At 58.7% G+C, this 24,460-nt stretch carries 19 protein-coding genes and 4 pseudogenes; 17 read left to right on the forward strand and 6 right to left on the reverse strand.

Annotation, left to right across the window (positions count from 1 at the left end; translation table 11 throughout):
• The first annotated feature begins 80 nt into the window (after positions 1-80).
• Positions 81-3,131: an acyl-CoA synthetase gene (locus ML_RS06785; protein WP_111481018.1), complete on the forward strand. Its 3,051-nt coding sequence runs from the start codon at positions 81-83 to the stop codon at positions 3,129-3,131.
• A complete protein-coding gene (locus tag ML_RS06790) occupies positions 3,124-3,357 on the forward strand; it encodes a Trm112 family protein (RefSeq protein WP_010908285.1) in 234 nt (77 codons plus the stop codon). Before ML_RS06785 ends, ML_RS06790 begins: the two co-directional genes overlap by 8 nt.
• A gap of 18 nt (positions 3,358-3,375) precedes the next feature.
• Here ML_RS06790 and ML_RS06795 read toward each other — a convergent pair.
• The 3 genes and pseudogenes from ML_RS06795 to ML_RS18945 all read right to left on the reverse strand — a co-directional run.
• Positions 3,376-3,943, reverse strand: a pseudogene (locus ML_RS06795) (TetR family transcriptional regulator); the annotation flags it as partial.
• A 4-nt stretch (positions 3,944-3,947) separates the two neighbouring features.
• A complete protein-coding gene (locus ML_RS18940) occupies positions 3,948-4,169 on the reverse strand; it encodes an ABC-2 transporter permease (RefSeq protein ID WP_414085541.1) in 222 nt (73 codons plus the stop codon).
• Between the two features lie 520 nt (positions 4,170-4,689).
• Complete coding sequence (locus tag ML_RS18945; protein ID WP_414085542.1) at positions 4,690-5,130, reverse strand: ATP-binding cassette domain-containing protein; 441 nt, start codon at positions 5,128-5,130, stop codon at positions 4,690-4,692.
• A 432-nt stretch (positions 5,131-5,562) separates the two neighbouring features.
• Between ML_RS18945 and ML_RS06810 the strand changes: the two genes are divergently transcribed.
• Both ML_RS06810 and tyrS read left to right on the forward strand, forming a co-directional pair.
• The gene (locus tag ML_RS06810; protein WP_162618252.1) at positions 5,563-6,174 is read left to right on the forward strand and encodes a DNA-3-methyladenine glycosylase; all 612 of its coding nucleotides are present in this window, start codon (positions 5,563-5,565) and stop codon (positions 6,172-6,174) included.
• Positions 6,175-6,184: 10 nt separating this feature from the next.
• Positions 6,185-7,465 (forward strand): tyrosine--tRNA ligase, encoded by a 1,281-nt coding sequence (gene tyrS / locus ML_RS06815; protein ID WP_010908287.1) that lies wholly within the window; start codon positions 6,185-6,187, stop codon positions 7,463-7,465.
• A 3,493-nt stretch (positions 7,466-10,958) separates the two neighbouring features.
• Here tyrS and ML_RS19855 read toward each other — a convergent pair.
• Positions 10,959-11,114, reverse strand: coding sequence for a hypothetical protein (locus tag ML_RS19855; protein ID WP_156511865.1), 156 nt, complete (start codon positions 11,112-11,114; stop codon positions 10,959-10,961).
• A 30-nt stretch (positions 11,115-11,144) separates the two neighbouring features.
• Positions 11,145-11,618, reverse strand: a complete 474-nt coding sequence (locus ML_RS19860; RefSeq protein ID WP_156511864.1) for a hypothetical protein — start codon at positions 11,616-11,618, stop codon at positions 11,145-11,147.
• A 213-nt stretch (positions 11,619-11,831) separates the two neighbouring features.
• Here ML_RS19860 and ML_RS19865 point away from each other — a divergent pair.
• From ML_RS19865 to xerD, 10 genes and pseudogenes are all read left to right on the forward strand, one after another.
• Positions 11,832-11,929, forward strand: a pseudogene (locus ML_RS19865) (hypothetical protein); the annotation flags it as partial.
• Positions 11,926-12,111: a hypothetical protein gene (locus tag ML_RS06830; protein WP_010908288.1), complete on the forward strand. Its 186-nt coding sequence runs from the start codon at positions 11,926-11,928 to the stop codon at positions 12,109-12,111. The pseudogene ML_RS19865 and the gene ML_RS06830, both read left to right, overlap by 4 nt.
• A gap of 7 nt (positions 12,112-12,118) precedes the next feature.
• Positions 12,119-12,928: a TlyA family RNA methyltransferase gene (locus tag ML_RS06835; RefSeq protein WP_010908289.1), complete on the forward strand. Its 810-nt coding sequence runs from the start codon at positions 12,119-12,121 to the stop codon at positions 12,926-12,928.
• Positions 12,925-13,860, forward strand: coding sequence for an NAD kinase (locus ML_RS06840; RefSeq protein WP_010908290.1), 936 nt, complete (start codon positions 12,925-12,927; stop codon positions 13,858-13,860). Before ML_RS06835 ends, ML_RS06840 begins: the two co-directional genes overlap by 4 nt.
• Before the next feature lie 23 nt (positions 13,861-13,883).
• Entirely contained in the window at positions 13,884-15,647 is a 1,764-nt protein-coding gene (gene recN / locus ML_RS06845) for a DNA repair protein RecN (RefSeq protein WP_010908291.1), read from the forward strand.
• 185 nt (positions 15,648-15,832) lie between these two features.
• The gene (gene steA, locus ML_RS06850) at positions 15,833-17,014 is read left to right on the forward strand and encodes a putative cytokinetic ring protein SteA (protein ID WP_010908292.1); all 1,182 of its coding nucleotides are present in this window, start codon (positions 15,833-15,835) and stop codon (positions 17,012-17,014) included.
• A 21-nt stretch (positions 17,015-17,035) separates the two neighbouring features.
• Positions 17,036-17,989: a copper transporter gene (locus ML_RS06855; RefSeq protein WP_010908293.1), complete on the forward strand. Its 954-nt coding sequence runs from the start codon at positions 17,036-17,038 to the stop codon at positions 17,987-17,989.
• A gap of 172 nt (positions 17,990-18,161) precedes the next feature.
• Positions 18,162-19,934: a CTP synthase gene (locus ML_RS06860; protein WP_010908294.1), complete on the forward strand. Its 1,773-nt coding sequence runs from the start codon at positions 18,162-18,164 to the stop codon at positions 19,932-19,934.
• Positions 19,927-20,551: pseudogene (locus tag ML_RS06865) on the forward strand (NUDIX hydrolase). Before ML_RS06860 ends, ML_RS06865 begins: the two are co-directional and overlap by 8 nt.
• The gene (xerD, locus tag ML_RS06870) at positions 20,548-21,498 is read left to right on the forward strand and encodes a site-specific tyrosine recombinase XerD (protein ID WP_010908295.1); all 951 of its coding nucleotides are present in this window, start codon (positions 20,548-20,550) and stop codon (positions 21,496-21,498) included. Before ML_RS06865 ends, xerD begins: the two are co-directional and overlap by 4 nt.
• Positions 21,499-21,557: 59 nt before the next feature.
• Here the strand turns inward: xerD and ML_RS18950 are convergent.
• Positions 21,558-21,734 (reverse strand): annotated as a pseudogene (locus ML_RS18950) (O-methyltransferase); the annotation flags it as partial.
• 304 nt (positions 21,735-22,038) lie between these two features.
• Between ML_RS18950 and ML_RS06875 the strand changes: the two are divergent.
• Genes ML_RS06875 through scpB form a run of 3 tightly spaced genes read left to right on the forward strand, consistent with a single transcriptional unit; the run spans position 22,039 to position 24,448 of the window.
• Positions 22,039-22,902, forward strand: a complete 864-nt coding sequence (locus tag ML_RS06875) for a ParA family protein (RefSeq protein ID WP_010908296.1) — start codon at positions 22,039-22,041, stop codon at positions 22,900-22,902.
• Positions 22,878-23,705: a segregation/condensation protein A gene (locus ML_RS06880; RefSeq protein WP_231846791.1), complete on the forward strand. Its 828-nt coding sequence runs from the start codon at positions 22,878-22,880 to the stop codon at positions 23,703-23,705. Before ML_RS06875 ends, ML_RS06880 begins: the two co-directional genes overlap by 25 nt.
• Before the next feature lie 59 nt (positions 23,706-23,764).
• On the forward strand, positions 23,765-24,448 hold the full coding sequence (gene scpB / locus ML_RS06885) for an SMC-Scp complex subunit ScpB (protein WP_414085557.1): 684 nt from the start codon (positions 23,765-23,767) through the stop codon (positions 24,446-24,448).
• Positions 24,449-24,460: the final 12 nt, after the last annotated feature.

Genomic DNA, 24,460 nt, shown 5'->3' on the forward strand with positions numbered 1-24,460 from the left:
CCACAGCTAATCGATTCGGTCGTCTCCTGGTCACAGCAGGCCCGCACCGAAGTCAACTAAAAAAACTGCCGGGTCTGACGATGTGCCATGATGTCCAAGCTGTCAAGAGTCAGGGAGCAGCAGTGGATCTCAATTTTTCAATCGTCACACGACCAGTCGAGCGTCTGGTCGCTACGGCACAAAATGGCCTGGAAGTTTTGCGGTTGGGGGGGTTAGAAACAGGCAGCTTTCCGTCACCGTCGCAGATTGTCGAGAGCGTGCCGATGTACAAGCTTCGACGGTACTTTCCGCCCGGTAACCGGCCTGGGCAACCGCTGTTGGGAGCGCCGGTGCTGATGGTGCACCCGATGATGATGTCGGCGGATATGTGGGACGTCACCCGGGAGGAGGGCGCGGTAGGCATCTTGCACGTCAGGGGGCTTGATCCCTGGGTCATCGACTTCGGCTCACCCGACAAAGTCGAGGGTGGAATGCGTCGGAATCTGGCCGACCACATCGTGGCCCTCAGCGAAGCGGTCGATACTGTCAAGGAAGTCACCGGTAACGATGTGCACCTGGTTGGGTATTCACAGGGTGGCATGTTCTGCTACCAAGCTGCCGCATACCGGCGTTCGGAGAACATCGCTAGCATCGTGGCGTTCGGCTCCCCAGTTGACACTCTAGCCGCGCTTCCCATGGGTATTCCACCAAACTTCGGCGTGGTACTTGCCAATTTTATGGCTGATCACGTCTTCAATCGCTTGGATATCCCAAGCTGGTTGGCGCGTGCCGGTTTTCAGATGTTAGATCCGCTCAAGACGGTCAAAGCCCGGGTCGACTTCGTGCGTCAGCTGCACAATCGTGAAGCTTTGCTGTCGCGTGAACAGCAGCGCCGATTCCTTGAATCCGAAGGGTGGATCGCGTGGTCGGGTCCAGCAATTTCCGAGCTACTTAAGCAGTTCATTGCGCACAATCGAATGATGACGGGCGGTTTTGCTGTCAACGGGCAGATGGTGACGTTAACTGACATCACCTGCCCGGTGCTGGCTTTCGTCGGCGAGGTTGACGACATCGGTCAGCCAGCGTCAGTGCGAGGCATTAGACGCGCAGCACCCAACGCCGAGGTCTACGAGTCTCTGATCCGGACAGGACATTTCGGCCTGGTCGTGGGATCCAGGGCGGCGCAGCAGAGTTGGCCGACCGTCGCCGAATGGGTATGCTGGTTAGCCGCTAATGCTAACAAGCCGGCGAATATCCATATTATGCCGGATCAGCCGGTCGAACACACCGCCAGTGGCGTCGCGATTAGTTCTCGGCTCGCGCACGGACTGGGGGAGGTCTCCGAGACGGCGTTGGCGCTGGCTCGTGGCGTGGCCGATGCGATTGTGGCTGCCAACAGATCCGTTCATACGTTGGCTGTGGAGACAGTCCGGACGTTACCACGTTTGGCTCGGCTCGGACAGCTCAATGACCACACTCGGATCTCGCTAGGCCGTATTATCGGCGAACAAGCTCACGATGCCCCACGGGGTGAGTTCCTGTTGTTCGACGGACGTGTGCATACTTACGAGGCTGTCGACCGGCGAGTCAACAACGTCGTCCGAGGTCTGATCGCGGTCGGGGTGCGGCAGGGTGACCGCGTAGGTGTGCTGATGGAAACTCGTCCCAGCGCACTGGTCGCCATTGCAGCACTGTCTCGGCTGGGTGCGGTTGCCGTGATGATGAGGCCAGATGCCGATCTGGCCGCATCGGTCCGAATCGGGGGAGCGACGAAGATCTTGACTGACCCCGCCAATCTTGGCGTAGTACTTGCTTACGGTCGCCAGTTGACTGGTCAGGTACTGGTGTTGGGTGGCGGTGAGTCACGTGATCTGCACCTGCCGGAGGACGCCTTGCAGCAAAACCAAGTCATCGACATGGAAAAGATCGACCCGAATGCCGTCGACCTGCCGGCCTGGTATCGGCCCAACTCGGGATTGGCTCGGGATCTGGCGTTCATCGCGTGCAGCACGGTCGGCGGCGAGTTGGTAGCTAAGCAGATCACTAACTACCGATGGGCGGTCTCAGCTTTCGGAACTGCCTCAACAGCCGCTCTCGATCGCAGGGACACAGTGTATTGCTTGACGCCGCTGCATCACGAGTCCGCGCTGCTGGTAAGCCTGGGCGGTGCGGTCGTTGGTGGTGCTCGCATAGCGCTGTCGCGCGGTTTATGCTCGAACCGATTTGTGCACGAGGTGCGTCAATACGGCGTCACTGTTGTATCCTACACCTGGGCTATGCTGCGCGAACTTGTCGATGACCCGGCGTTTGTACTGCACGGCAACCATCCGGTGCGGCTGTTCATGGGCTCAGGCATGCCGACCGGCCTATGGGAGCGGGTCGTCGAAGCGTTCGCGCCCGCTCATGTTGTCGAATTTTTCGCTACGGTCGACGGACAAGCTGTACTGGCTAACGTGTCGGGTGCGAAGATTGGTAGCAAGGGTCGTCCGCTGCCCGGCGCTGGGCATGTCGAGTTGGGTGCTTACGACGCCGAACAGGACTTGATCCTGGAAAACGACCGCGGTTTCGTACAGGTCGCCGACGTCAACCAGATTGGTGTGCTACTCGCTGCGTCCCGCGGGCCGATCGATCCGACTGCGTCTGTCAAACGCGGTGTTTTTGCTCCGGCTGACACCTGGATAGCAACCGAGTACTTGTTACGCCGCGACTACGATGGAGACTATTGGCTGGCGGGGCGGCGTAGCTCGGTGGTTCGCACCGCACGCGGATTGGTTTATACTGAACCAGTGACCGACGCGCTCGGCTTCATCACTGGGGTCGACCTCGCTGCGACCTACAGTGTGGCGGTGGATGATCGTGAGTTGGCGGTGTCGGCGGTGACACTGTTGCCCGGAGCGGCCATAACGGCGGCCGACTTGACCGAAGCCGTTGCCAGCATGCCCGTCGGACTGGGGCCCGACATTGTGCACGTGGTACCAGAGCTAACGCTCAGCGCCACCTATCGTCCAATCGTCGGTGCCCTGCGCACGGCCGGGATTCCTAAAACGGGGCGCCAGGTATGGTATTTCGATTCCGCAAGTAATCAATTCAGGCGGATGACTCCCGGGGTGCGGGCGGAGCTAGCAGGCAAACACACGCACACCCATGCTTGACGATTTACTGCTGAGCATTCTGGTGTGCCCAGCTGACCGGGGGCCCTTGGTGTTGGTTGACCAAGGCTATGGGGCAGGTGGCCAATCGTTCTACAACCCGCGACTGCGGCGTGCCTATCGCATCGACGACGGCATTCCGGTGCTGTTGGTCGACGAAGCCCGCGATGTAGACGACGACGAGCACGCCCAGCTTATGGTGCAAGCGCCTACGACAGATCCTCAGTGAGGTAGCGCTAGCAAGGTTCGACGGGGCGATTGGTTTGTACATGATCTGTTTGACCGGCAGCAACGTGCATGGCTTGATCTTGACGATGTAGCGAGCCATGACGACGTCTATCAACTGTGACGCAACGAACTGGGTGTGGATTTCCGGTCACCGTCGGGTTGTCGACCCGCGCAACCATTTCCACGGTGACCACTTCCTGCAGAAATGAGTGCGCCAAACTCCCCTCGAAAACCTAGACTAACGACCGTAACGTTACGATCAACCCCCATACCCAAGGCGGAATCCCAGATTGGCAGCAATAAAATATGGAAACTTGTATCCGATTTACTCGACGAGGGGCCTCCCGCATTGGCACGATCACCGCCATGGGATCGATCGGAAAGTGGATCGCACCGGCGAACAGCTACGGCTTAGTACCGAAGTAGTGATGCACCAGGACGGTATCGACTCTGATGGCCGCAGCCACCGCCCATATCGATATTCTATCAATATCGTTGTTCGTAAACAGCTCTCGAGCTCTAGTCAAGATGCGTTTATGGGTATCGGAACTTCCGGAGGGTCGCCTGTGTTTTGGGTTGGTGGTCAACGTGCTAAGGCATCGAGTGTTTCAGTGTTATCGCAGCTAGAAACAACGATATTAGCACGAAACCTATCACGACGATGATGTCGTGCACTGCGATGTGGGCCAGTTCGGAATGTGCACGTACTTGCTGCAAGGCATTCAATGCGTAGCTGACCAGCATCACGTTGCTGATCCATTGCAGCCAGAGCACCATCAACATTCGTGGCACTATGATGCTGGCCAACAGCAATTGGGGAACCATCACCAATTAGGTTAATTGCACGGCCTTAAAATCCGGACGGGCGAAAGTGCTAAACAGCAATCCTGAGTCGATACCAAGCATCGCGTTGACGATTGCGATCACGAATATCCATACAGGGCTTCCTGCGGAATCAAAACCGAGCAACCAAAACGACGATGCATGCCACGACAGCTTGGGTAACCGCGGCAATCGAGAATACGGTCCTGTAGGTGAGCAGCAGATTGAGCTAGTGCAGCGGAGTGGTCAGGATGCGCTCCACCGTTCCTGTTGCATTGTGACCGAGGTAGATTATGAACATCACGAAAAACAGGAAAAGGCCCAGCAGGATCAGACGGGCGTTGTTCAACAGCTACGGGGTTCTTGGATGATGTGGGGGCATTTTCGAACATGAAGTACATCAGCGTGATTACCAAGATCGGCACCAACAAGATCATCGCGATGCTGCGGTGATCGGCGGCAAGCTGTCGCAGAATCCGCGTCGTGGTAGCGGCGTAAGTCTAGACGGATCCTATCCGATTTGGGGAGCGGTGCTGTGTTTGCTGATGGACAGAAACGCTTCCTTCAGTGATGTGCATCCGGCGTCCTCTCTGAGTCGGTCTGGGCTGGTGCGGGCGATCAGATGGTCGTCACGCATCAGCAACGGGTCACCACAGTGGTCGGATTCATCCATCACATGGCTGGAGACCAGCAGCGTGGTGCCGGCGTGCGTCAGGTCGATGAAATACTCCCAAATATCCACTCGCAGTATGTGATTCAAGAATAACATCGGTTCATCGAGCACGAGCAGCGCAGGCTGACAGACTAGGGCGCACGCCAATGACACTCTGGTGCACTGAATGTCGGAGTGGTTGCTGCAGAACGCCGCTCGATTATTCGTCAACCTAACCCGCTCGATGGCGACATCAGCGGCGTGGCTATCGAAGCCAGACAGCGCGGTGAAGTAGTGCACATTATCGATGATGCGTAGATCGTGGGATCCTGCGGCATATTATCCGACTTGACGGCATAATGCCACGCATCCGTCCCGTTTACCCAGTACGGTGACGGTTCCTTTGGAGTGGCCGGTCACGGTCTGGGTGCCGGCGATGCAACACATCAGTGTGGTCTTACCGCAGCGGGATGGACCAAGCAGACCGATGAGGCTGCTGTCCTGGGCGATATCTACTTAGAAATTGTGCAGGGCTGGACTTTTGCAGCGAAATCACCAGCAGGTGCTTGATGCTTACGACTGGTGTCGCGCTATCTCACTGAGGTTAATTCATCGTGCGATGAATTCTGTCTCCTAACACGGAGTTGTCAAGAGCCACGGCGTGGTGGTGGTAATCCGCTGCGCGCAACTCCGCTGCGCTTGCGATCACCACGGCGGTGCAAAATCTGTGCCGTGAGTGCTGACCAATTGGTTGTTGACCCGGTTGTTGCCGCGCATCGACTACTCGGTGCCACCATCACCGGCCGGGGAGTGTGTGCCATCGTCGTTGAGGTGGAGGCGTACGGTGGGGTTCCCGACGGTCCCTGGCCCGACGCCGCCGCCCACTCCTACCACGGCCGGAACGACCGTAACGCTGTGATGTTTGGGCCGCCCGGCCGACTCTACACTTACTGTAGCCACGGCATCCATGTATGCGCCAATGTCTCGTGTGGACCGGATGGGACGGCTGCCGCAGTCCTTATTCGGGCCGGTGCTCTCGAGAACGGCGCCGACGTCGCCCGGTCTCGGCGCGGCGCGTCAGTCCGTACTGTTGCGTTAGCGCGTGGACCCGGAAATCTGTGCTCTGCTTTAGGAATTACTATGGATGACAACGGTATTGATGTATTTGCTGCTGACAGCCCGGTGACATTGGTCCTCAATGAGGCTCAGGAAGCGATGTCGGGTCCACGTGTTGGAATCAGTCACGCAGCCGACCGACCCTGGCGATTGTGGCTGCCGGGCCGACCCGAAGTCTCGACTTATCGTCGAAGTCCCCGAGCTCCGGCTCCCGGTGCTAGCGACTAGCCTCTTTTGGGTGTCTTCCAGCATCCTTAACGAGCTGGGCTGGCGTGGGTTGGTCGCGCAGTCCACTGACCTCGATGCTCTAGCCGACGAGTTGCGGCGTGGACCGATGACAGTCTACGCCGGTTTCGACCCCACCGCGCCGAGCCTGCATGTCGGACACTTGGTGCCGCTGCTGGTATTGCGGCGCTTTCAACGAGCCGGCCACCGGCCAATCGTGCTAGCGGGCGGGGCAACCGGCATGATTGGTGATCCGCGCGACATCGGTGAGCGCACCCTCAACGAGGCGTACACCGTCGCCGAATGGGCCGAGCGAATCCGCGGACAGCTGGAGCGTTTCGTCGAATTCGACGATGTCGCGAAGTCTAGGAACGGCGCCATCGTTGTCAACAACCTGGAATGGACGAGCCCGATGTCGGCGATCGAGTTCTTGCGCGATGTCGGCAAACACTTTTCGATCAACTTGATGCTAGATCGGGACACAATCCGGCGACGGTTGAATGGCCAAGGGATTTCTTACACGGAGTTCAGCTACATGCTGTTGCAAGCCAACGATTATGCTGAATTGCATCAGCGCCATGGCTGTGCGCTGCAGATCGGCGGTTCGGATCAGTGGGGCAACATCATCGCCGGGGTTCGCCTGGTGCGACAAAAGCTCGGCGCCACAGTGCATGCGCTCACAGTCCCGCTGGTGACCGCTGCCGATGGCGCCAAGCTCGGCAAATCCACCGGAGGTGGCAGTTTATGGTTGGACCCAGAGATGACCAGCCCGTACGCCTGGTACCAATACTTCATCAACACCTCCGACGCTGATGTCATTCGGTACCTGCGTTGGTTCACTTTTTTGTTGCCCGAAGAACTGGTCGAGCTGGAGCAGACGACGGTCTCACGCCCACAGGAACGTGCTGCACAACGTCGACTCGCCACCGAGCTCACGGTTTTGGTGCATGGCGCAGCGGCAACCCAGGCTGTTGAGCATGCCAGCAGGGCATTGTTCGGTCAGGGCGAACTTGCTCGCCTTGACGAAGCGACGTTGGCGACGGCATTGCGCGAGACAGTGGTCGCTGAGCTGAAACCCGGCAATCCCGATGGTATTGTCGATCTGTTGGTGGCCAGCGGTCTGTCCCCTAGCAGGGGTGCGGCGCGGCGCACTATCGATGAAGGCGGGGTGTTGGTCAACAACATTCGCATCCAGAGCGAGGAATGGACGCCCCGGACATCGGATTTCCTGCACGGCCGCTGGCTGGTGCTGCGCCGTGGCAAGCGGAACATCGCCGGGATAGAAAGAGTATAGCACGGGTTGGGTGATCGCTAGTTTACTAGGCCCCAGATAGCCCGATTTGGATGGTCGGCAGCTGGTTGTCCACGGCAGCTACAGCGGGCGGGGCGGTGGCAGCGTAGAACCAGTTCTTGGTAATCAGGTTACGCTTAGCCATCTCTATTTGGTACACTAAGCCCCGTCGCGAGCTGAACAGGCGCCTGAAGTTGAGTAGCGCCGGGGTGTGGCACGTTGGATGCGGTTTATGGCTAAGCTAGGCGGTTGCGTAATGGCCGGCGCCTGGGTGTTCATGGCGCGCTATTCGGGCCAGTTTCAGGTGAGTCGCCCAGCAGGTTGAGGAGGTGCTGGATGCCGGGAAGCGACCGGATGAACACGAGGGTACGAGTGGTTGAGTCGTGTCGAGATCTCAACGGGGTCGTCGGCCAGGCTCTATGTTTTTCTCGGTTGTGAACCACTGCGCCCTGACGGTTTCGGGAAAGCTGAGATTCGTCGATAATGCCGGTGGCCAGCGCATGGTGGTGAACAACCATTGCCAGCGTACGTTGGTAGCGGTCGGCGGTTATCTTTTGGTGACGGCTTGGTAAGTGCGTTAGCGAACTATGCCGGGCTCGTCGGCGGGGTACTTCAGTGGTCAGTATCAAGCAGCAGCCTGCTCTAGCGCAGGCGAGTAGGCTGGCCGGTCAGTCGTGCATAAGTTCAGCATTGACCAGACATCCACGTCGACGATATCGACAAGGGATTCGCCCCTGTCGGGGGTTGCTATGGCAACGAGAGTTGGTGGGGCCCACCGTTGGCGTCACCGTTCCGATCAGACCGTCGGAGGTGACCGGTTCGCACCGCGACCGCCCCCTGACCACTGACGATCGCATACAGGGCAAGCACTGCATCAGCGTGTTTCAATGTCGCCCCACACCGATCGTAGCTGGTTGGCCAGGCTGGCGGCTATATCGGCGCCGACAAAGTCTAGTAGACTGTTCCAAGTCTGTATGGTGAACGGTATGGTGCGAGCCATTTCGATAAGCTTGCCGGCCAAAGGGCTGAAAGTAATACTAGAAATTGACGGTCTGCGCCACTGTTCGACGGATATTTCCACCGCATCGACTAACACTTTAAATACCTGTCTTCGGAATCTCCATGCATCATGCCTACCTCGTCGTCGGCTTCTATCAACCTGTCTATAGTATCCCTCGTAGACTTAAGCTGTAGCCCTGCAGCCCAAACGTATACAACTCAGCGGTGCGTAACACACCCAATGCTAACAGAATCGACCACTCCCACTCCGCCGGCGATCAGGGCCAGCAATTCCCTTTGCCGCACTGATAGGCTACCGAGATAGATAAGAGCCTGTCGATGACGAGCATTGTCGTCAGGCTGCAAGCTGTACGACAATGCTCGTCCGAACACAATCTGTGTCACCACTTCGTGATTGGTAACAGTAGCTCGGATGTCGGCGACATTGAACAGTGGGATTCGCTGCGACGATGATCTGTAGCTGGGTGATCATGCTCGACTCTTCGAGCGGGACTTGGAGCAGCCATGAGAGCGAAGATAATTAAATTAAGTAGGGTCGTTATCGATGACCTTCACGACTGGAACGCAGCCGTTGGCTAAGTCACATATCAACGACTGACCAACAAGGTTTGGTATGAGATGGGTCGTACGGCTTGCGTAGAGGGAATTCCGAGATCGTCGAGCTAGGCTCAGTCGGAGACGCTGGTGATGCCAGCAGTTTTCAGCAGAAGTTGAACGGCCAGCCAGGTTTGCTTGGGGAGATGATGCTGTGGGTGCCCGATCAGTGGGCAATTAGCGTGGAGTCGCCATTCCCCAATACCCCTGCTGGCCAATGTAGCCAATTTGTCCACATTGGCTCCGTGGCGTCGAATCGGTGGAATTTCGAAGTAGTAAGTTACGTTAACTGAGTTGGCGTTGGCGCGTTAGAAGATTACAGAGTTTCTCCGAGCGATTAATCGTTGTTGTCGTGGAGATGAGATTCAGTGGGGAGGCATCTAAAATTGGGGTGAGGGGGCTAGGAGACCCCCGCTGGGTTCTATATATCAACTGGGAGGTGTGCACAATATCGAACTCGCACTCTATCAAAGTGGTCGATGCCTCCAATCTCTATCCCGCGACACATTGAGTGGGATAGAGATTCTGCTGATGTCCTTCTCGAGGCATAGTTTTCGGGTTTTTCCACTGGGCTGCTATCCCACAAATTGCTGGGGTACAGAAAGAAATTCGAGTCCCGCATCGAGGGATCAATTTATCATCCGATTGAGGACAATCCCACAGAATTTCCCACATACACCCATGGCCGTCCGGCCTGCAATTGGTGACTGTCTTTCTTTTAGTATGAACCGATAATCTCCGTCGGCTCCATAATGGTTTAGTGATCACGCGCGTAGCGCGGTACCAAAACGCGCTAGTGTGCAAAATGTATCTTGTTGTGTTGTAGGTATAAGCTCATGTCAATCACTGTTTTTATGTGCTTTTGTACAACAAAGGTGCACAGCTCATGCTCAATAGGCTGTGAGTGTAAATGATTGTAGAGAAATCAGGTTAACCATAGCGGGACTACCAATGCTCAGCGGCAAATCTGTCCCGAGGCGTGTGTACAGTGGTGGTAACCCATGCGTAATTGCGGAGCCTTTGCACATAACCTCTAGGGCAAAATCTCAGAAGCGTTTTGAGGTGAATTATAAGCATGGTCGGCGAACAGGCATGGTTGCAGGGGTGCGCGACCGACCGTGCCCGGAATCCGGCGACGTGCAGCAGGGCAGACCACCTGGCGAGCGGGAGGTGGGAGGTTTCCCGGTCAGGCCCGGATCGTACGTGTCCAGTCCAGCCGCAAGGCACTGCCCCCGGCGGCGATCCGGAAGCCGCCCTAAGCCATGCCCGCCGGCTCGAGCCCACGCCAGCAGGATCGCCGCGATTTGCGCGGCTGTCGAAATCGCCTCCTAACAGTACGGCGGTTGGGCCCATGCATTGGCCGAGTTGCACGCTGCCCGCAGAATGGGCAGTAAGTCTGCGTTGATTGCTGATTGCGGACGTGACCTTGGCCGTCCACAGTAGGCGATCGAGTTAGCTCTGAGCCCGACGCCGCCCAGCTCGGTGACGATGACGCTGACGAGTTTGAATATCTTCACCGGTGCGTGAGCCGGTCTTGGACAGCTTGAGCAAGCGCTGACGGTGTTGTTCATGTTGTAGCTGGACTCGGGCCATATCGGCACCACGGCTTCGCGGTCATTCTACGCTTACGCCGACACGTTGCTAGTACCCGGTCGCGGCGACGAAGCGATGCACTGGTTCCATACTGTCCGCGATCGTTGCTGTCGAAGATGTCATCGACGCCGAAGATCGGGTAAGCGAGCTGGGCTAAAATGACAAGCTGATAAAAAATGATATACTAACAATTTTAAATATTGATTCAGTAAACATGGCTGTTTACTGAATCAATCTGGACGGCACGGTGTTTCTCGGCCGTCAGTTCACCGACGGTGCGGTGCAGTCGTTAGGTGAGGTGGTAAGTCACACCACTGTTTGCCACTGAAGCAACGCGTACCGTAGCGCTGATGAGGTTGCGGTTTACCTGCACGAACTCGGCTTTACCGTCATCGGTGACTGACGTGGTGACCAGTGCCCAGAGCGCGGTCCACCTGCTAGCCAAGAAGTTACCGCCGGGTTCGCCGGCGCTACGCTAATCGTGGGCACCGACTCGCTGACCAATGAAACCAATGAAATTGTCGCCGTCGGGCTGCGTGAACTCCGACGGTGGGAGGACAAACCCGTCGTCGTTGTCCACGGGCACTCGCCTAACCACCGGTTGGCCCGATCTTGCTGAGTCACGTTGGCCATCCTGGACGGTGTCCAATGCGTGGCAGCCAACATGGGGGCACCCCTTCTGTTCACCTAGCGAAGCCTGCTGCCCGGTAACAGCTCTATGGTGGCCGTCCTGCAGACGGCCACCGGTGTACCCTCCCGGGTGGCGGGCAAGCCAGCACCCAGATTGCTGACCGATGCGGTGGCCACGGGGCGCTTTCCGCGCGCCCTTGGCGGCCGGTGACAAGTTGGACATCGACATCGAGGACGTTATACCGCGTAGTTGCCCAGTTTGATGGTGCTCACCGGGGTTAACACTCGGTGGGATGTAGTGTACGCTAAAATTGCTCATAGGCCCATCCGGGCACGACTTGCGTTCACTATGCCGGCTTCGCCAATTGTCTCGTGGTGGGGCTGTGCTCGGTTTACCGTGTCGACAGACATCGACGACGGGTCGGTAAACGGTCAACGGCAATGGCAACCGCCGGGGATATGGATGGGGTCTCCCACGGTTCGTGTCGTCATAGTCAGCGCGGTACGGGATGTGCATTTAAAGAGATGCCTGTTGCGCATCGAGGCCGGCGACGACCGGCTCGCGACGCGTTACATCACTGGTCCCTTGTGTGGCACGATGAGACGGTTACTAGCGTAGGAACGCAATGACTATCGATCCTGATCAGATTCGCGCCGAAATCGATGCCCTGCTTGCCCAGCTGCCTGACTTCGCCGACTTAGAAGACTCGGTAAGCGGGCTATCTCTTGCCCAGCTCGAAGAGGTAGCGCTCCGTTTTTCCGAGGTGCATTCCGTGCTGTTGCAGGCTCTAGAGTCAGCGGAGAAGGGTTGACTGCATCGTGGCCCGACGTGTCCGCGTTGATGTTGAGCTGGTCCGACGTGGCCTTGCGCGGTCCCGTCAACAGGCCGCGAAATTGATAAGCGCCGGTAAGGTTAGCATCGACGGTTTGCCGGCGGTCAAGCCGAGCACCGCCGTGGCCATAACCACGGTCTTGACCGTCGCGGACGATGGTGAGCGTAGTTGGGTGTCGCGCGGAGCGCACAAACTTATGGGTGCGCTTGACACTTTCGGGATCCCGGTCGCGGGGCGTTGCTGCCTTGACGCTGGCGCGTCCACGGGTGGATTTACTGAAGTTCTGCTGGATCGCGGGGCCGCCGAGGTGGTAGCTGTGGATGTGGGGTACGGTCAGCTGGCCTGGTCGGTGCGCTGCGATCCGCGCGTGATCGTTGTCGAACGGACCAATGTGCACGACTTGTCACCCGAGCTGATCGGCGGGCCGGTTGATTTGGTGGTGGCTGACCTGTCGTTCATTTCATTAGCCACCGTCTTGTCGGCGCTGGCTGGCTGCGCATTACCGAGCGCGGATATCGTTCCCATGGTGAAGCCGCAGTTTGAGGTGGGCAAGGGTCAGGTGGGTCCCGGCGGGGTGGTTCGCGACCTGCGGCTTCGAGCAGATTCGGTTCTGGCCGTCGCGCGTCGTGCGACAGAGCTCGGATGGCGCACCATGGATGTGACTGCCAGCTCGCTACCGGGTCTGTCAGGCAACGTCGAATACTTCCTGTGGCTACGCGCTCAGACCGATCTGGAGCTCTCGACCGATGGGCTGGAGGCAGCCGTGCAACGTGCCATCGCAGAAGGCCCGCAGTGACTCCTCGCAAGGCGGCGCAACGGACTGTGTTGCTGGTCGTCCACACCGGACGTGACGAAGCAACCGAGACGGCTCGGCGTGTAAAGAAAATTGTGGGCGACAATGGAATTGCACTTCGGGTGTTATCTGCTGAGGCGGTCGATAGGGGATCGCTGCATCTTGCTCTCGACAATATGCGTGCAATGGGTGTTGATATCGAGGTGGTTGACGCTGACCCGCACGTTGCCCAGGGTTGCGAACTGGTGCTGGTGCTAGGTGGTGATGGCACCTTCTTACGTGCCGCTGAGCTGGCTCGCACCGCCCGCATCCCAGTGTTGGGTGTCAACCTGGGACGGATCGGCTTTTTAGCGGAGGCCGAAGCGGAGGCTATTGACGTTGTGCTGGAGCACGTCATCGCGCGGAGCTACCGCGTGGAGGAGCGCTTAACACTCGACATCGTGGTACGCCAAGGCGGGAACATCATCGATCAGGGGTGGGCACTTAACGAAGCCAGCTTGGAAAAGGGTCCGCGGCTGGGTGTGCTCGGGGTGGTCGTCGAAATCGAAGGGCGGCCAGTGTCCACGTTCGGTTGCGACGGGGTGTTGGTATCGACCCCCACGGGATCCACCGCCTATGCGTTCTCGGCAGGTGGTCCGGTGCTATGGCCGGATCTCGAAGCTATCCTGGTGGTCCCCAACAACGCTCATGCTCTGTTCGGCCGGCCGATGGTCACCAGCCCCGATGCTACCGTGGCAATTGAGCTAGAGGCCAACGGCAACGACGCACTGGTGTTCTGCGACGGTCGCCGCGAAATGATTATACCGGCCGGCGGACGGCTCGAGGTGACTCGCTGTGCCACACCAGTGAAATGGGCGCGCCTAGATAGCGCGCCGTTCACTGACCGCTTGGTGAGCAAATTCCGGTTGCCGGTGACCGGTTGGCGCGGGAAGTGATGGCGTTGCCTGGTGCGCACTGAATGTTGACGGAAATACGAATCGAGTCGTTGGGCGCTATCAGCGTTGCGACAGCTGAGTTCGATCGGGGCCTGACTGTACTGACCGGCGAAACCGGTACTGGCAAGACCATGGTGGTGACGGGGCTGCATCTGCTCGGCGGGGCTCGCGCCGACGCAAGCCGTGTCCGATCAGGAGCTAACCGTGCTGTTGTCGAAGGCCGGTTCACGACGACCGACCTAGACGATGTTGTAGTCGCGCAGCTTGACGGGATACTTAACGCGTCGGGATCAGAGCGCGATGAGGATGGCAGCGTGATCGTGCTGCGCTCGGTCAGCCGCGACGGGCCTTCTCGCTCCTATCTCGGTGGTCGCAGCGTGCCGGCCAAGTCACTGGGCAGTTTCACCACTGAGTTGCTTGCCTTGCACGGGCAAAACGATCAGCTGCGGTTGGTGCGGCCTGAGGAGCAACGCGCTGCGCTAGACCGTTACGCGGCTGCAGGCCCCAGTTGTGAGCGCTACCGCGAGCTGCGTGATGCCTGGTTGTTGGCGCGGAGCGATCTCATAGATCGCCGCAATCGGATTCGGGAACTTGTCCAGGAGGCGGATCGGCTGAAATTCGCGCTGAGCGAGATCGATAGCGTTGACCCGCAACCGGGCGAGGACAACGCGTTGGTCGCTGACATCGTTCGGCTCTCCGAACTGGACATGCTGCGTGAAGTCGCGGTTAATGCGCGCGCGGCGTTATCCGGGGCGCTTGACGATATGGACGTGTCAGGCTCGAATGCTGTTGCTTGTATGGGACAGGCGAAGGCTGCGTTGGAATCGACCGATGACGCAACGTTGCGGGCGTTCGCCGACCAAGTCGGCGAAGTGCTGACGGTGGTTGTCGAAGTGGGTCGCGAGCTCGGCGAGTATCTGGAGGAACTGCCGGTCGATGCTAGCGCACTAGAGTCCAAGCTGGTTCGGCAAGCCGAACTGTGCACACTGACTCGCAAGTACGCCGCGGATATCGATGGCGTGTTGCAGTGGGCAAGGGAGTCACGCGAACGGCTGGAGCAACTTGACGTCTCCTATGAAAGGTTGGCCGGCGTTGAATCTCGTGTCGATGAGTTGGAACGCCAATTATCGCAAGCCGCAGTCGATCTCAGCAAGCTTCGACGCGATGCAGCCAATAGACTGGCCAAAGAGGTGACCGCGGAGCTGTCTGCCTTGGCGATGGTCGATGCGGAATTCACCATTAGCGTGACTACCGATCTCATACCTTTGACCGACTATAAGCGCTCCGCTGCCGTCACGCTGCCCTCGGGCGGAGTGGCCCGAGCCGGCGCTGATGGTGTCGACCAGGTCGAGTTTGGCTTTGCTGCGCACCGCGGTATGACGGTGCTGCCGCTGGCGAAAAGCGCCTCTGGCGGTGAGCTATCTCGGGTGATGCTCGCTCTAGAGGTAGTGTTAGCTACTTCGGCGGCGGGTACCACGATGGTGTTCGATGAGGTTGATGTCGGCGTCGGCGGCAGGGCCGCAGTGCAGATCGGGCGTAGGTTGGCGCGGTTGGCCCGTACCCACCAGGTCATTGTGGTGACGCATTTGCCACAGGTTGCCGCCTATGCTGATGTCCATCTGGTGGTGCACAGTGCCGGGCTTGACGGCGCCAGCGACGTGCGTCGTCTGGCCGGCGACGATAGGGTGGCCGAGTTGGCGCGGATGCTGGCGGGGCTCGGTGAGTCTGATAGTGGCCGCGCGCACGCCCGTGAACTGCTCGATGCCGCGCGGAAAGATAAGAGCTAATTTGGTCCGCGCTGCTGCGAGCGATCGTGTCCGTACCCCGACACGCCGCAAAACCTGTACATCTGCGGACGTTTGTGCGATCAAATCGTTACTATCTTGTGATAGATGTTACTGCAGAAACTTCTGATACTAATATTACGGCGCGTCTCCTAGGCTCAGCCGCACTTGACCGCCAGGATTGCCCTATGAGGATGTCAGCACTGCTTTCCCGCAATAACTCCCGGCCGGGGTTGGTTGGGACCGCTCGAGTTGATCGGAATATCGACCGATTGCTACGTAGAATCTGCCCCGGCGACATTGTGGTCCTCGACGTCCTGGATCTGGATCGGATCACAGCTGACGCATTGGTGGAGGCCGATATCGTTGCCGTCGTTAACGCATCGCCGTCGGTCTCGGGCCGTTACCCGAATCTGGGTCCAGAGGTTTTGGTCAATAACGGAGTCACGCTGATCGACGAAACCGGACCGGAAGTCTTCAAAAAAATCAAGGACGGTGCCAAGATTCGCCTTCATGAAGGCGGCGTGTACTCCGGCGACCGCCGATTGATCTGCGGCACCGAGCGCACAGACCATGACATTGCCGATCTGATGCGGGAAGCCAAAAGCGGGCTAGCCACCCACTTGGAAGCCTTCGCCGGCAACACCATTGAATTCATCAAAAGTGAAAGCCCGTTGTTGATCGACGGCATTGGCATCCCCGACATCGACGTCGACCTGCGCCGCCGGCATGTGGTAATTGTTGCCGACGAGCCTAGCGCCGCCGATGATCTGAAATCTCTCAAGCCATTCATCAAGGAGTACCAGCCGGTGTTGGTTGGCGTCAGCGGCGGTGCGGATGTGTTGCGAAAGGCCGGCTATCGTCCACAACTCATCGTCGGTGACCCCGAGCAGATCAGCACTGAAGCACTTAGGTGCGGTGCTCACGTGGTGTTGCCTGCTGACGCTGACGGACACGCGCCTGGTCTGGAAAGAATTCAGGATCTTGGGGTCGGGGCGATGACGTTTCCAGCCGCTGGCTCGGCCACCGATTTGGCACTACTGCTGGCCGATCATCATGGCGCGGCACTGCTGGTCACGGCCGGCCATACTGCTAATATCGAGACGTTCTTCGACCGCACACGTACGCAGAGCAACCCATCGACCTTTCTTACTAGGTTGCGGGTGGGGGAAAAGCTAGTGGACGCCAAAGCAGTCGCCACCCTCTATCGTAACCATATTTCGTTTGGAGCTATTGCGTTGCTGGCGTTGATCATGTTGATCGCAGTCATCGTCGCGTTGTGGGTATCACGCACCGATGGTGTAGTGCTGCACGGGGTTATCGACTACTGGAACCGCTTTTCCCTTTGGATACAGCGCCTGATCGCCTAATTTCCCGAGGTACGTGCACTCATGATCTCGTTACGCCAACATGCGTTCTCCCTGGCTGCAGTCTTCTTGGCGTTGGCCGTGGGAGTTGTACTGGGTTCCGGATTTTTGTCAGACACTTTGTTGTCCAGTCTGCGTGACGAGAAGCGGGACCTATACACGCAGATCAGTGGGCTCAACGACCAGAAGAACATGCTGAACGAGAAAGTCAGTGCAGCAAATAACTTCGATAACCAGCTACTAGGTCGGATCGTGCACGACGTGCTTGGGGGCACGTCGGTGGTGGTCTTCCGCACTCCGGATGCAAAAGATGACGATGTCGCGGCGGTGTCGAAAATCGTGGTCCAGGCCGGCGGGACGGTCACCGGAACGGTGTCGCTGACGCAGGAATTTGTCGATGCCAACTCCACGGAAAAGCTTCGCAGCGTCGTGAATTCGTCGATTCTGCCAGCCGGTGCACAGTTGAGCACCAAGCTCGTCGACCAAGGTTCGCAGGCTGGCGACCTGCTGGGGATCACATTGCTGGTCAACGCTAACCCGGCCGTCCCCAATGTCGGAGATGCTCAGCGCAGTACCGTCCTAGTGGCACTGCGTGACACAGGTTTCATCACTTACCAGACCTACAATCGAAATGATCACCTGGGGGCGGCGAACGCCGCGCTAGTCATTACCGGCGGTTTACTACCCCAAGATGCCGGCAATCAAGGGGTCAGCGTGGCCCGGTTTTCCGCCGCACTCGCTCCGCATGGTTCTGGCACCCTGCTTGCTGGCCGGGACGGCTCGGCGACGGGAGTCGCCGCCGTGGCGGTAGCCCGCGCCGATGCTGGCATGGCCGCCACGATCAGCACCGTCGATAACGTCGATGCCGAACCTGGGCGGATCACCGCGATCCTGGGTCTGCACGACTTGCTCAGTGGCGGCCATACCGGGCAGTACGGCGTCGGACACGGGGCTACCTCGATCACCGTGCCCCAGTAGGTTCGGACCCCAGTAGCTGCGATGTGATGTAGGGTGTGTTTTGCCGCGCCACAGCATGCTGGGTGTTAAGGTGGGTTTCCGTAAGTTGGCAGATCCAGCTGGCAACGGCCAGAAACATCTTGGCAGAGTCCTGGAAAAATATGCGCTGCCCGTCTTCACGGAGGTCGTCTTAGTGCGTAAGCACCCGCAATCCGCTACCAAGCACCTCTTTGTCAGCGGTGGCGTCGCTTCTTCGCTTGGCAAAGGACTCACCGCGAGCAGCCTCGGGCAACTGTTGACCGCTCGTGGGTTGCACGTGACAATGCAGAAACTCGACCCGTACCTCAATGTTGACCCGGGCACCATGAACCCGTTCCAGCACGGGGAGGTCTTTGTGACCGAGGATGGCGCCGAGACTGACCTCGACGTCGGCCACTACGAGCGGTTCCTGGATCGCGATCTGTCCGGCTCGGCGAATGTCACTACCGGGCAGGTGTATTCGACAGTGATCGCCAAAGAACGGCGTGGCGAATATCTCGGTGACACAGTCCAGGTGATCCCGCACATCACCGACGAGATCAAGCAGCGCATCATGGCGATGGCCCAGCCCGACGGCGGAGACAACCGCCCAGACGTCGTCATTACCGAAATCGGTGGCACCGTGGGTGATATCGAATCGCAGCCCTTTTTGGAGGCGGCACGGCAGGTCCGTCACGACCTTGGCCGGGAGAACGTCTTCTTTCTACATGTGTCGTTGGTGCCTCACCTGGCGCCTTCGGGTGAACTCAAAACCAAGCCTACCCAGCACTCAGTGGCCGCGCTGCGCAGCATCGGTATTACCCCGGATGCCCTGATCCTGCGCTGCGACCGAGATGTTCCCGAATCGTTGAAGAACAAGATTGCGCTGATGTGCGACGTTGATATCGATGGAGTCATCTCCACCCCGGACGCGCCATCGATCTATGACATACCCAAAGTGTTGCATCGTGAGGAACTCGACGCCTTTGTGGTGCGCCGACTCAATCTACCGTTCCGCGACGTGGACTGGACCGAGTGGGACGACTTGCTGCGCCGTGTTCACGAGCCTCACGGGACTGTGCGAATTGCTCTTGTAGGTAAGTACGTTGACTTTTCCGACGCCTATCTGTCAGTCTCCGAAGCGCTACATGCCGGCGGGTTCAAACATTACGCCAAGGTTGAGGTAGTTTGGGTGGCTTCCGACGATTGCGAAACTGCCACGGGCGCTGCAGCGGTGCTGGCCGACGTTCACGGTGTGCTGATCCCTGGTGGGTTCGGTATCCGCGGAATCGAAGGAAAAATCGGCGCCATCCGGTATGCTCGGGCTCGGGGGCTGCCGGTGCTTGGCCTATGCTTGGGTTTGCAATGTATCGTGATCGAGGCCACCCGCTCGGTCGGTCTCGTGCAAGCGAACTCGGCCGAATTCGAACCAGCTACACCAGATCCGGTGATCTCAACGATGGCCGATCAAAAAGAGATCGTGGCCGGCGAAGCGGATTTCGGCGGCACGATGCGGCTGGGGGCCTATCCCGCGGTTTTGCAACCGGCTTCGATCGTGGCCCAAGCGTATGGCACAACGCAGGTGTCCGAGCGACACCGGCACCGCTACGAAGTCAACAACGCCTACCGCGATTGGATCGCCGAAAGTGGGCTGCGGATTTCTGGAACTTCGCCCGACGGTTATCTGGTGGAGTTCGTCGAATATCCGGCCAACATGCATCCATTCGTTGTCGGCACCCAGGCTCACCCTGAACTGAAGAGCCGACCCACCCGGCCGCATCCACTGTTCGTCGCTTTCGTCGGGGCGGCCATCGACTACAAGTCGGCGGAGTTGCTCCCTGTGGAGATACCTGCGGTCCCGGAAATTTCTGAGCACTTGCCCAACAGCAGTAACCAGCATCGAGATGGCGTCGAGCGGTCGTTCCCGGCACCTGCAGCCCGTGGCTGAGCACGTCTTCAAGACGACTTCGTTCGAAACGGCGGATCGCGGTAACATTTCTGCGCTGCGTCGCGACCAGGTACCGATGCTCGGTGGCCGCACCCATGGCACGTGAGGTCGTTGAGCAGTGCAGTGTAGTCGCCATCGCAGCGATGGACGGCAACAGCATCCCGATGGTCTATCGGTACCGCAACACGTACGATTCGTGGCTGTGGGAGCTGCCGGCAGGCTTACTTGACGCCGCAGGCGAGCCGCCGTATCTGAATACCGTCTGCGGCCTTAAGGAAGAGGTCGGCTTGCAAGTCAGCATCTGGCAGGTGCTGGTCGACTTCAACACTGCACCGGGCTTAAGCGATGAATCGGTGAGGATCTATCTAGCCACCGGATTAAGTGAAGTAGCCCGACCCGAAGCGCATGATGATGAAGAGGCCGACATGACCATGCTCCGGCCGCCTATCGACGAGACAGTCCGACGGGTGTTCAGTGGTGAAATTGTCAACTTTATTGCAATTGTTGGGATTTTAGCCGCCCATGCGGTGACCACCGAGTTCGTGCAATCGCGCTCACTAAACAGTCAGTGGATCGATAAGCAAACGGTGCTTGCGGCCCGAAAGGTCACCCAGTGACGACGGCCGCGCTTCAGACACAGCTGCAGGGCTACCTCGACTATCTGATCATCGAGCGCAGTATAGCGGCAAACACGCTGAGCTCCTATCGCCGTGACCTGATCCGCTACTCCAAGCACTTGTCAGATCGGGGAATTGAGGATCTGGCCAAGGTCGGTGAGCACGATGTTAGCGAGTTCTTGGTGGCGCTGCGCCGTGGGGATCCCGATTCCGGGGTGGCGGCGCTGTCTGCGGTGTCGGCGGCGCGAGCGTTGATCGCAGTGCGCGGTTTGCATCGGTTCGCTGTCGCCGAAGGGTTGGTCGACCTGGATGTTGCGCGAGCTGTCCGTCCGCCTACGCCAGGACGTCGGTTGCCCAAGAGCTTGACAGTTGACGAGGTGCTGGCTTTGCTGGAGAGTGTGGGCGGCGAAAGTCGGGCCGACGGACCGCTGGTACTACGCAATCGGGCGTTGCTGGAGTTGTTGTACTCTACCGGATCCCGGATTTCTGAAGCTGTTGGGCTTGATGTCGACGATGTCGACACCCAGGCCAGGACGGTGTTGTTGCAGGGGAAGGGCGGCAAGCAGCGGCTAGTACCGGTGGGGCGTCCCGCCGTGCAAGCGCTGGATGCCTATCTGGTGCGTGGACGCTCCGATCTGGCTCGTCGGGGTCCTGGAATGCTTGCGACGCCAGCCATTTTTCTCAATGCGCGCGGAGGTCGGTTGTCGCGTCAAAGTGCGTGGCAAGTTCTGCAAGATGCTGCTGAACATGCCGGTATCACTTCGGGTGTGTCGCCGCACATGTTGCGGCATTCCTTTGCCACCCACTTACTCGAAGGTGGCGCCGACATCCGGGTTGTGCAGGAGTTAATGGGTCATGCCTCGGTCACGACAACGCAGATCTACACGTTGGTTACTGTCCAGGCGTTACGTGAAGTGTGGGCCGGGGCGCACCCTAGGGCCAAATAGCTCCGCGTTTCAGCCCAGGTATTTGGAATTCCATCACCAGACTGGGGCGCCAGCGTCTGCTATTTGAAGTGCGTCTTGTGCTCGATGGTGTTCCATAGCGCGCCTTGCTGGCCTCGCATGTATTTGCGGTACTTCGGTGCGTCAGGAACCATGACCTTGCAGGTAACCACGATCGAGCCCCGATGTAGCCAGCCCAGGTTGGTAATGCTTTGTAGATCGTCGAGATAGACCTTTCTTGTTGTAGTAGAGGAGCACGAAATTGATAGTTTCAGTGAAGAATTCGTGGTTCATTGGGGATCGCCTTACTACTGCGAAAGGCAATGATTAGAATGAGGTTTGATGCAGCTGTGCGGTACGGCACACAGTGTCCTGTATAGTTCTCTGCTTGGTGCTGTGGCGGCTCCCTGTGGTCGACAGAGCCGCTATTATCGTAATTGCCGCCCCACTACCACTGTGGGTCTCCAAACTCGGGCGCGTACAGACGTTAGACTTTCCTGCGATGCTCACCGTGATGCCTGTCCCTATGAGTCGTTACCGGCAATGATCGACCACCTCGATAGCGTTGTAGAGATCGGGCTGACCGGACGGCCGCCACGGGCCATCCCAGAACCCAGGCCGCGTAGCTCGCACGGTCCGGCCAAGGTCGTCGCGATGTGCAACCAGAAGGGTGGCGTCGGGAAAACCACGTCGACGATCAACCTGGGTGCCGCCCTCACCGAATTCGGCCGGAGGGTGCTGCTGGTGGATATAGACCCGCAGGGCGCACTGTCGGCAGGCCTTGGCGTACCGCATTACGAGCTAGACCGGACAATCCACAACCTAATGGTGGAACCACTGGTATCGATCGACGACGTGCTGATCCACACACGGGTCAGATACTTAGATTTGGTACCCAGCAATATCGACCTGTCGGCTGCCGAGATCCAGTTGGTTAACGAGGTGGGGCGAGAGCAGACCTTGGCGCGGGCGTTGCACCCGGTACTGGACCGCTACGATTATGTGCTGATTGACTGCCAGCCTTCGCTGGGCCTACTCACCGTTAACGGACTGGCTTGTGCAGAGGGCGTAGTTATCCCGACGGAATGCGAATTCTTCTCGCTGCGTGGGCTGGCGTTGCTTACCGACACCGTAGACAAGGTGCGTGATCGGCTCAACCCGAAGTTGGAAATCAGCGGCATCCTGATTACTCGATATGACCCGCGCACTGTCAACGCACGCGAGGTTATGGCACGTGTCGTAGAACGGTTCGGCGACCTGGTCTTTGACACTGTGATCACCCGTACGGTCCGGTTTCCTGAGACCAGTGTCGCGGGTGAACCCATCACCACGTGGGCACCGAAATCGGGCGGCGCCAGGGCCTATCGCGCATTGGCCTGTGAATTCATCGACCGCTTCGGCGCGTGAACAGTGAGGCTCCACACCAGAACGGCTTCCAGGTTCGGCTCACCAACTTTGAGGGGCCGTTCGATCTGTTGCTACACTTGATCTGCGCCCACCGCCTAGATGTTACCGAGGTTGCGTTGCACCAGGTCACCGACGACTTCATTGCGTACATTCGTCGGCTCGGCCCTCAATTGGGTCTCGAGGAAACCACAGCATTCCTGGTGATTGCCGCGACCCTGATCGATCTCAAGGCCGCCCGGCTGCTACCAGCCGGGCGGGTCGAGGACGAAGAGGACCTGGCGCTTCTGGAAGGTCGCGATCTGCTGTTCGCCCGACTGCTGCAATACCGCGCGTTCAAGCGCGTTGCGCAGATATTCGCCGAGTTGGAAGCCACCGCGCTGCGTAGCTATCCACACGCGGTATTCTTGGAAGAGCGGTTCGCCAGCCTGCTTCCCGAGGTGATGATCGGCGTCGACGCCGATCGGTTTGCTGAGATCGCCGCGTTCACGTTCACCCCCCGGCCAGTGCCGATTGTGGCCACCGGGCACTTGCACGAGCTGAAAATCTCGGTTCCCGAGCAAGCCAAACGATTGCTGGCGATGCTCGAAGCACGGGGCAACGGCCAATGGACCTCATTTTCTGAGTTGGTCGCCGACTGCCGGGAGCCGATCGAGGTGGTCGGGTGCTTCCTTGCTCTGCTCGAATTATATCGGACCCGGGCGATAGCATTCGAGCAGGCCGAGCCACTTGGTGTGCTTCAAGTTTCGTGGGCCGGGGAACGACTAGCCAGTGAAGCCTTGGCAGAAGTGCGAGACGAATCATGATTGGTGTCGGCGACGATGCAGAGCGCAGCGATGAGGAGGAGCGGTGCTTGACCCAAGAAATGCCCGATCTCGAACTGGACTCTGGAATCCCGAACATAGCTGAGGCGTCAAAGCTCGATGCCGACGAACTCGGTTGTGTGTTGGAAGCGCTGTTGTTGGTGGTGGACACCCCGGTGACTGTCGAGGCACTAGCTGCGGCCGCCGAGCAACCTGTTGACCGGATCGCTGCAAAGCTGCGGTTGATGGTTAACGAATTCGCCGAACGCGACAGCGGTATCGATCTGCGGCACTCGGCTGAGGGGTGGAGGTTGTACACCCGTGCCCGATATGCACCCTACGTCGAGAGGCTGCTGTTGGATGGTGCGCGCACCAAGCTGACCCGCGCCGCGCTCGAGACGCTGGCCGTGGTCGCCTACCGTCAGCCTGTGACGCGGGCACGGGTGAGCGCGGTTCGCGGTGTCAATGTGGACGCCGTCATGCGCACCTTGTTGGCGCGCGGCCTAATCACCGAGGTTGGCCCTGAGCCCGACTCCGGCGCGGTGATGTTCGCGACCACCGAGCTATTTCTGGAGCGCTTGGGGTTGACCTCACTTGCCGAGCTTCCCGACATCGCGCCGCTGCTTCCCGACGTCGACACTATCGAAGACATGAGCGAGTTTCTGGACAAAAAGCCACGTTTCATCAAGCTTACCGGCGCCAAAGTGTCTAAGCAGCCACGGTCGTTCGATGTGAACCAGGATTGATGGTCGAGATCC

The organism is Mycobacterium leprae TN (assembly GCF_000195855.1).
Lineage (GTDB): Bacteria > Actinomycetota > Actinomycetes > Mycobacteriales > Mycobacteriaceae > Mycobacterium > Mycobacterium leprae.

Excerpts from the sequence above, each read along its gene's own strand:
- ML_RS06875 (WP_010908296.1), top strand. The coding sequence starts at position 22,039 with ATGATCGACCACCTCGATAGCGTTGTAGAGATCGGGCTGACCGGACGG.
- steA (WP_010908292.1), top strand. The coding sequence starts at position 15,833 with ATGAGGATGTCAGCACTGCTTTCCCGCAATAACTCCCGGCCGGGGTTG.
- ML_RS19860 (WP_156511864.1), bottom strand. The coding sequence starts at position 11,618 with ATGAGCAATTTTAGCGTACACTACATCCCACCGAGTGTTAACCCCGGT.
- recN (WP_010908291.1), top strand. The coding sequence starts at position 13,884 with ATGTTGACGGAAATACGAATCGAGTCGTTGGGCGCTATCAGCGTTGCG.
- ML_RS06785 (WP_111481018.1), top strand. The coding sequence starts at position 81 with ATGTGCCATGATGTCCAAGCTGTCAAGAGTCAGGGAGCAGCAGTGGAT.
- ML_RS06855 (WP_010908293.1), top strand. The coding sequence starts at position 17,036 with ATGATCTCGTTACGCCAACATGCGTTCTCCCTGGCTGCAGTCTTCTTG.
- ML_RS06790 (WP_010908285.1), top strand. The coding sequence starts at position 3,124 with ATGCTTGACGATTTACTGCTGAGCATTCTGGTGTGCCCAGCTGACCGG.
- scpB (WP_414085557.1), top strand. The coding sequence starts at position 23,765 with ATGCCCGATCTCGAACTGGACTCTGGAATCCCGAACATAGCTGAGGCG.
- ML_RS06830 (WP_010908288.1), top strand. The coding sequence starts at position 11,926 with ATGACTATCGATCCTGATCAGATTCGCGCCGAAATCGATGCCCTGCTT.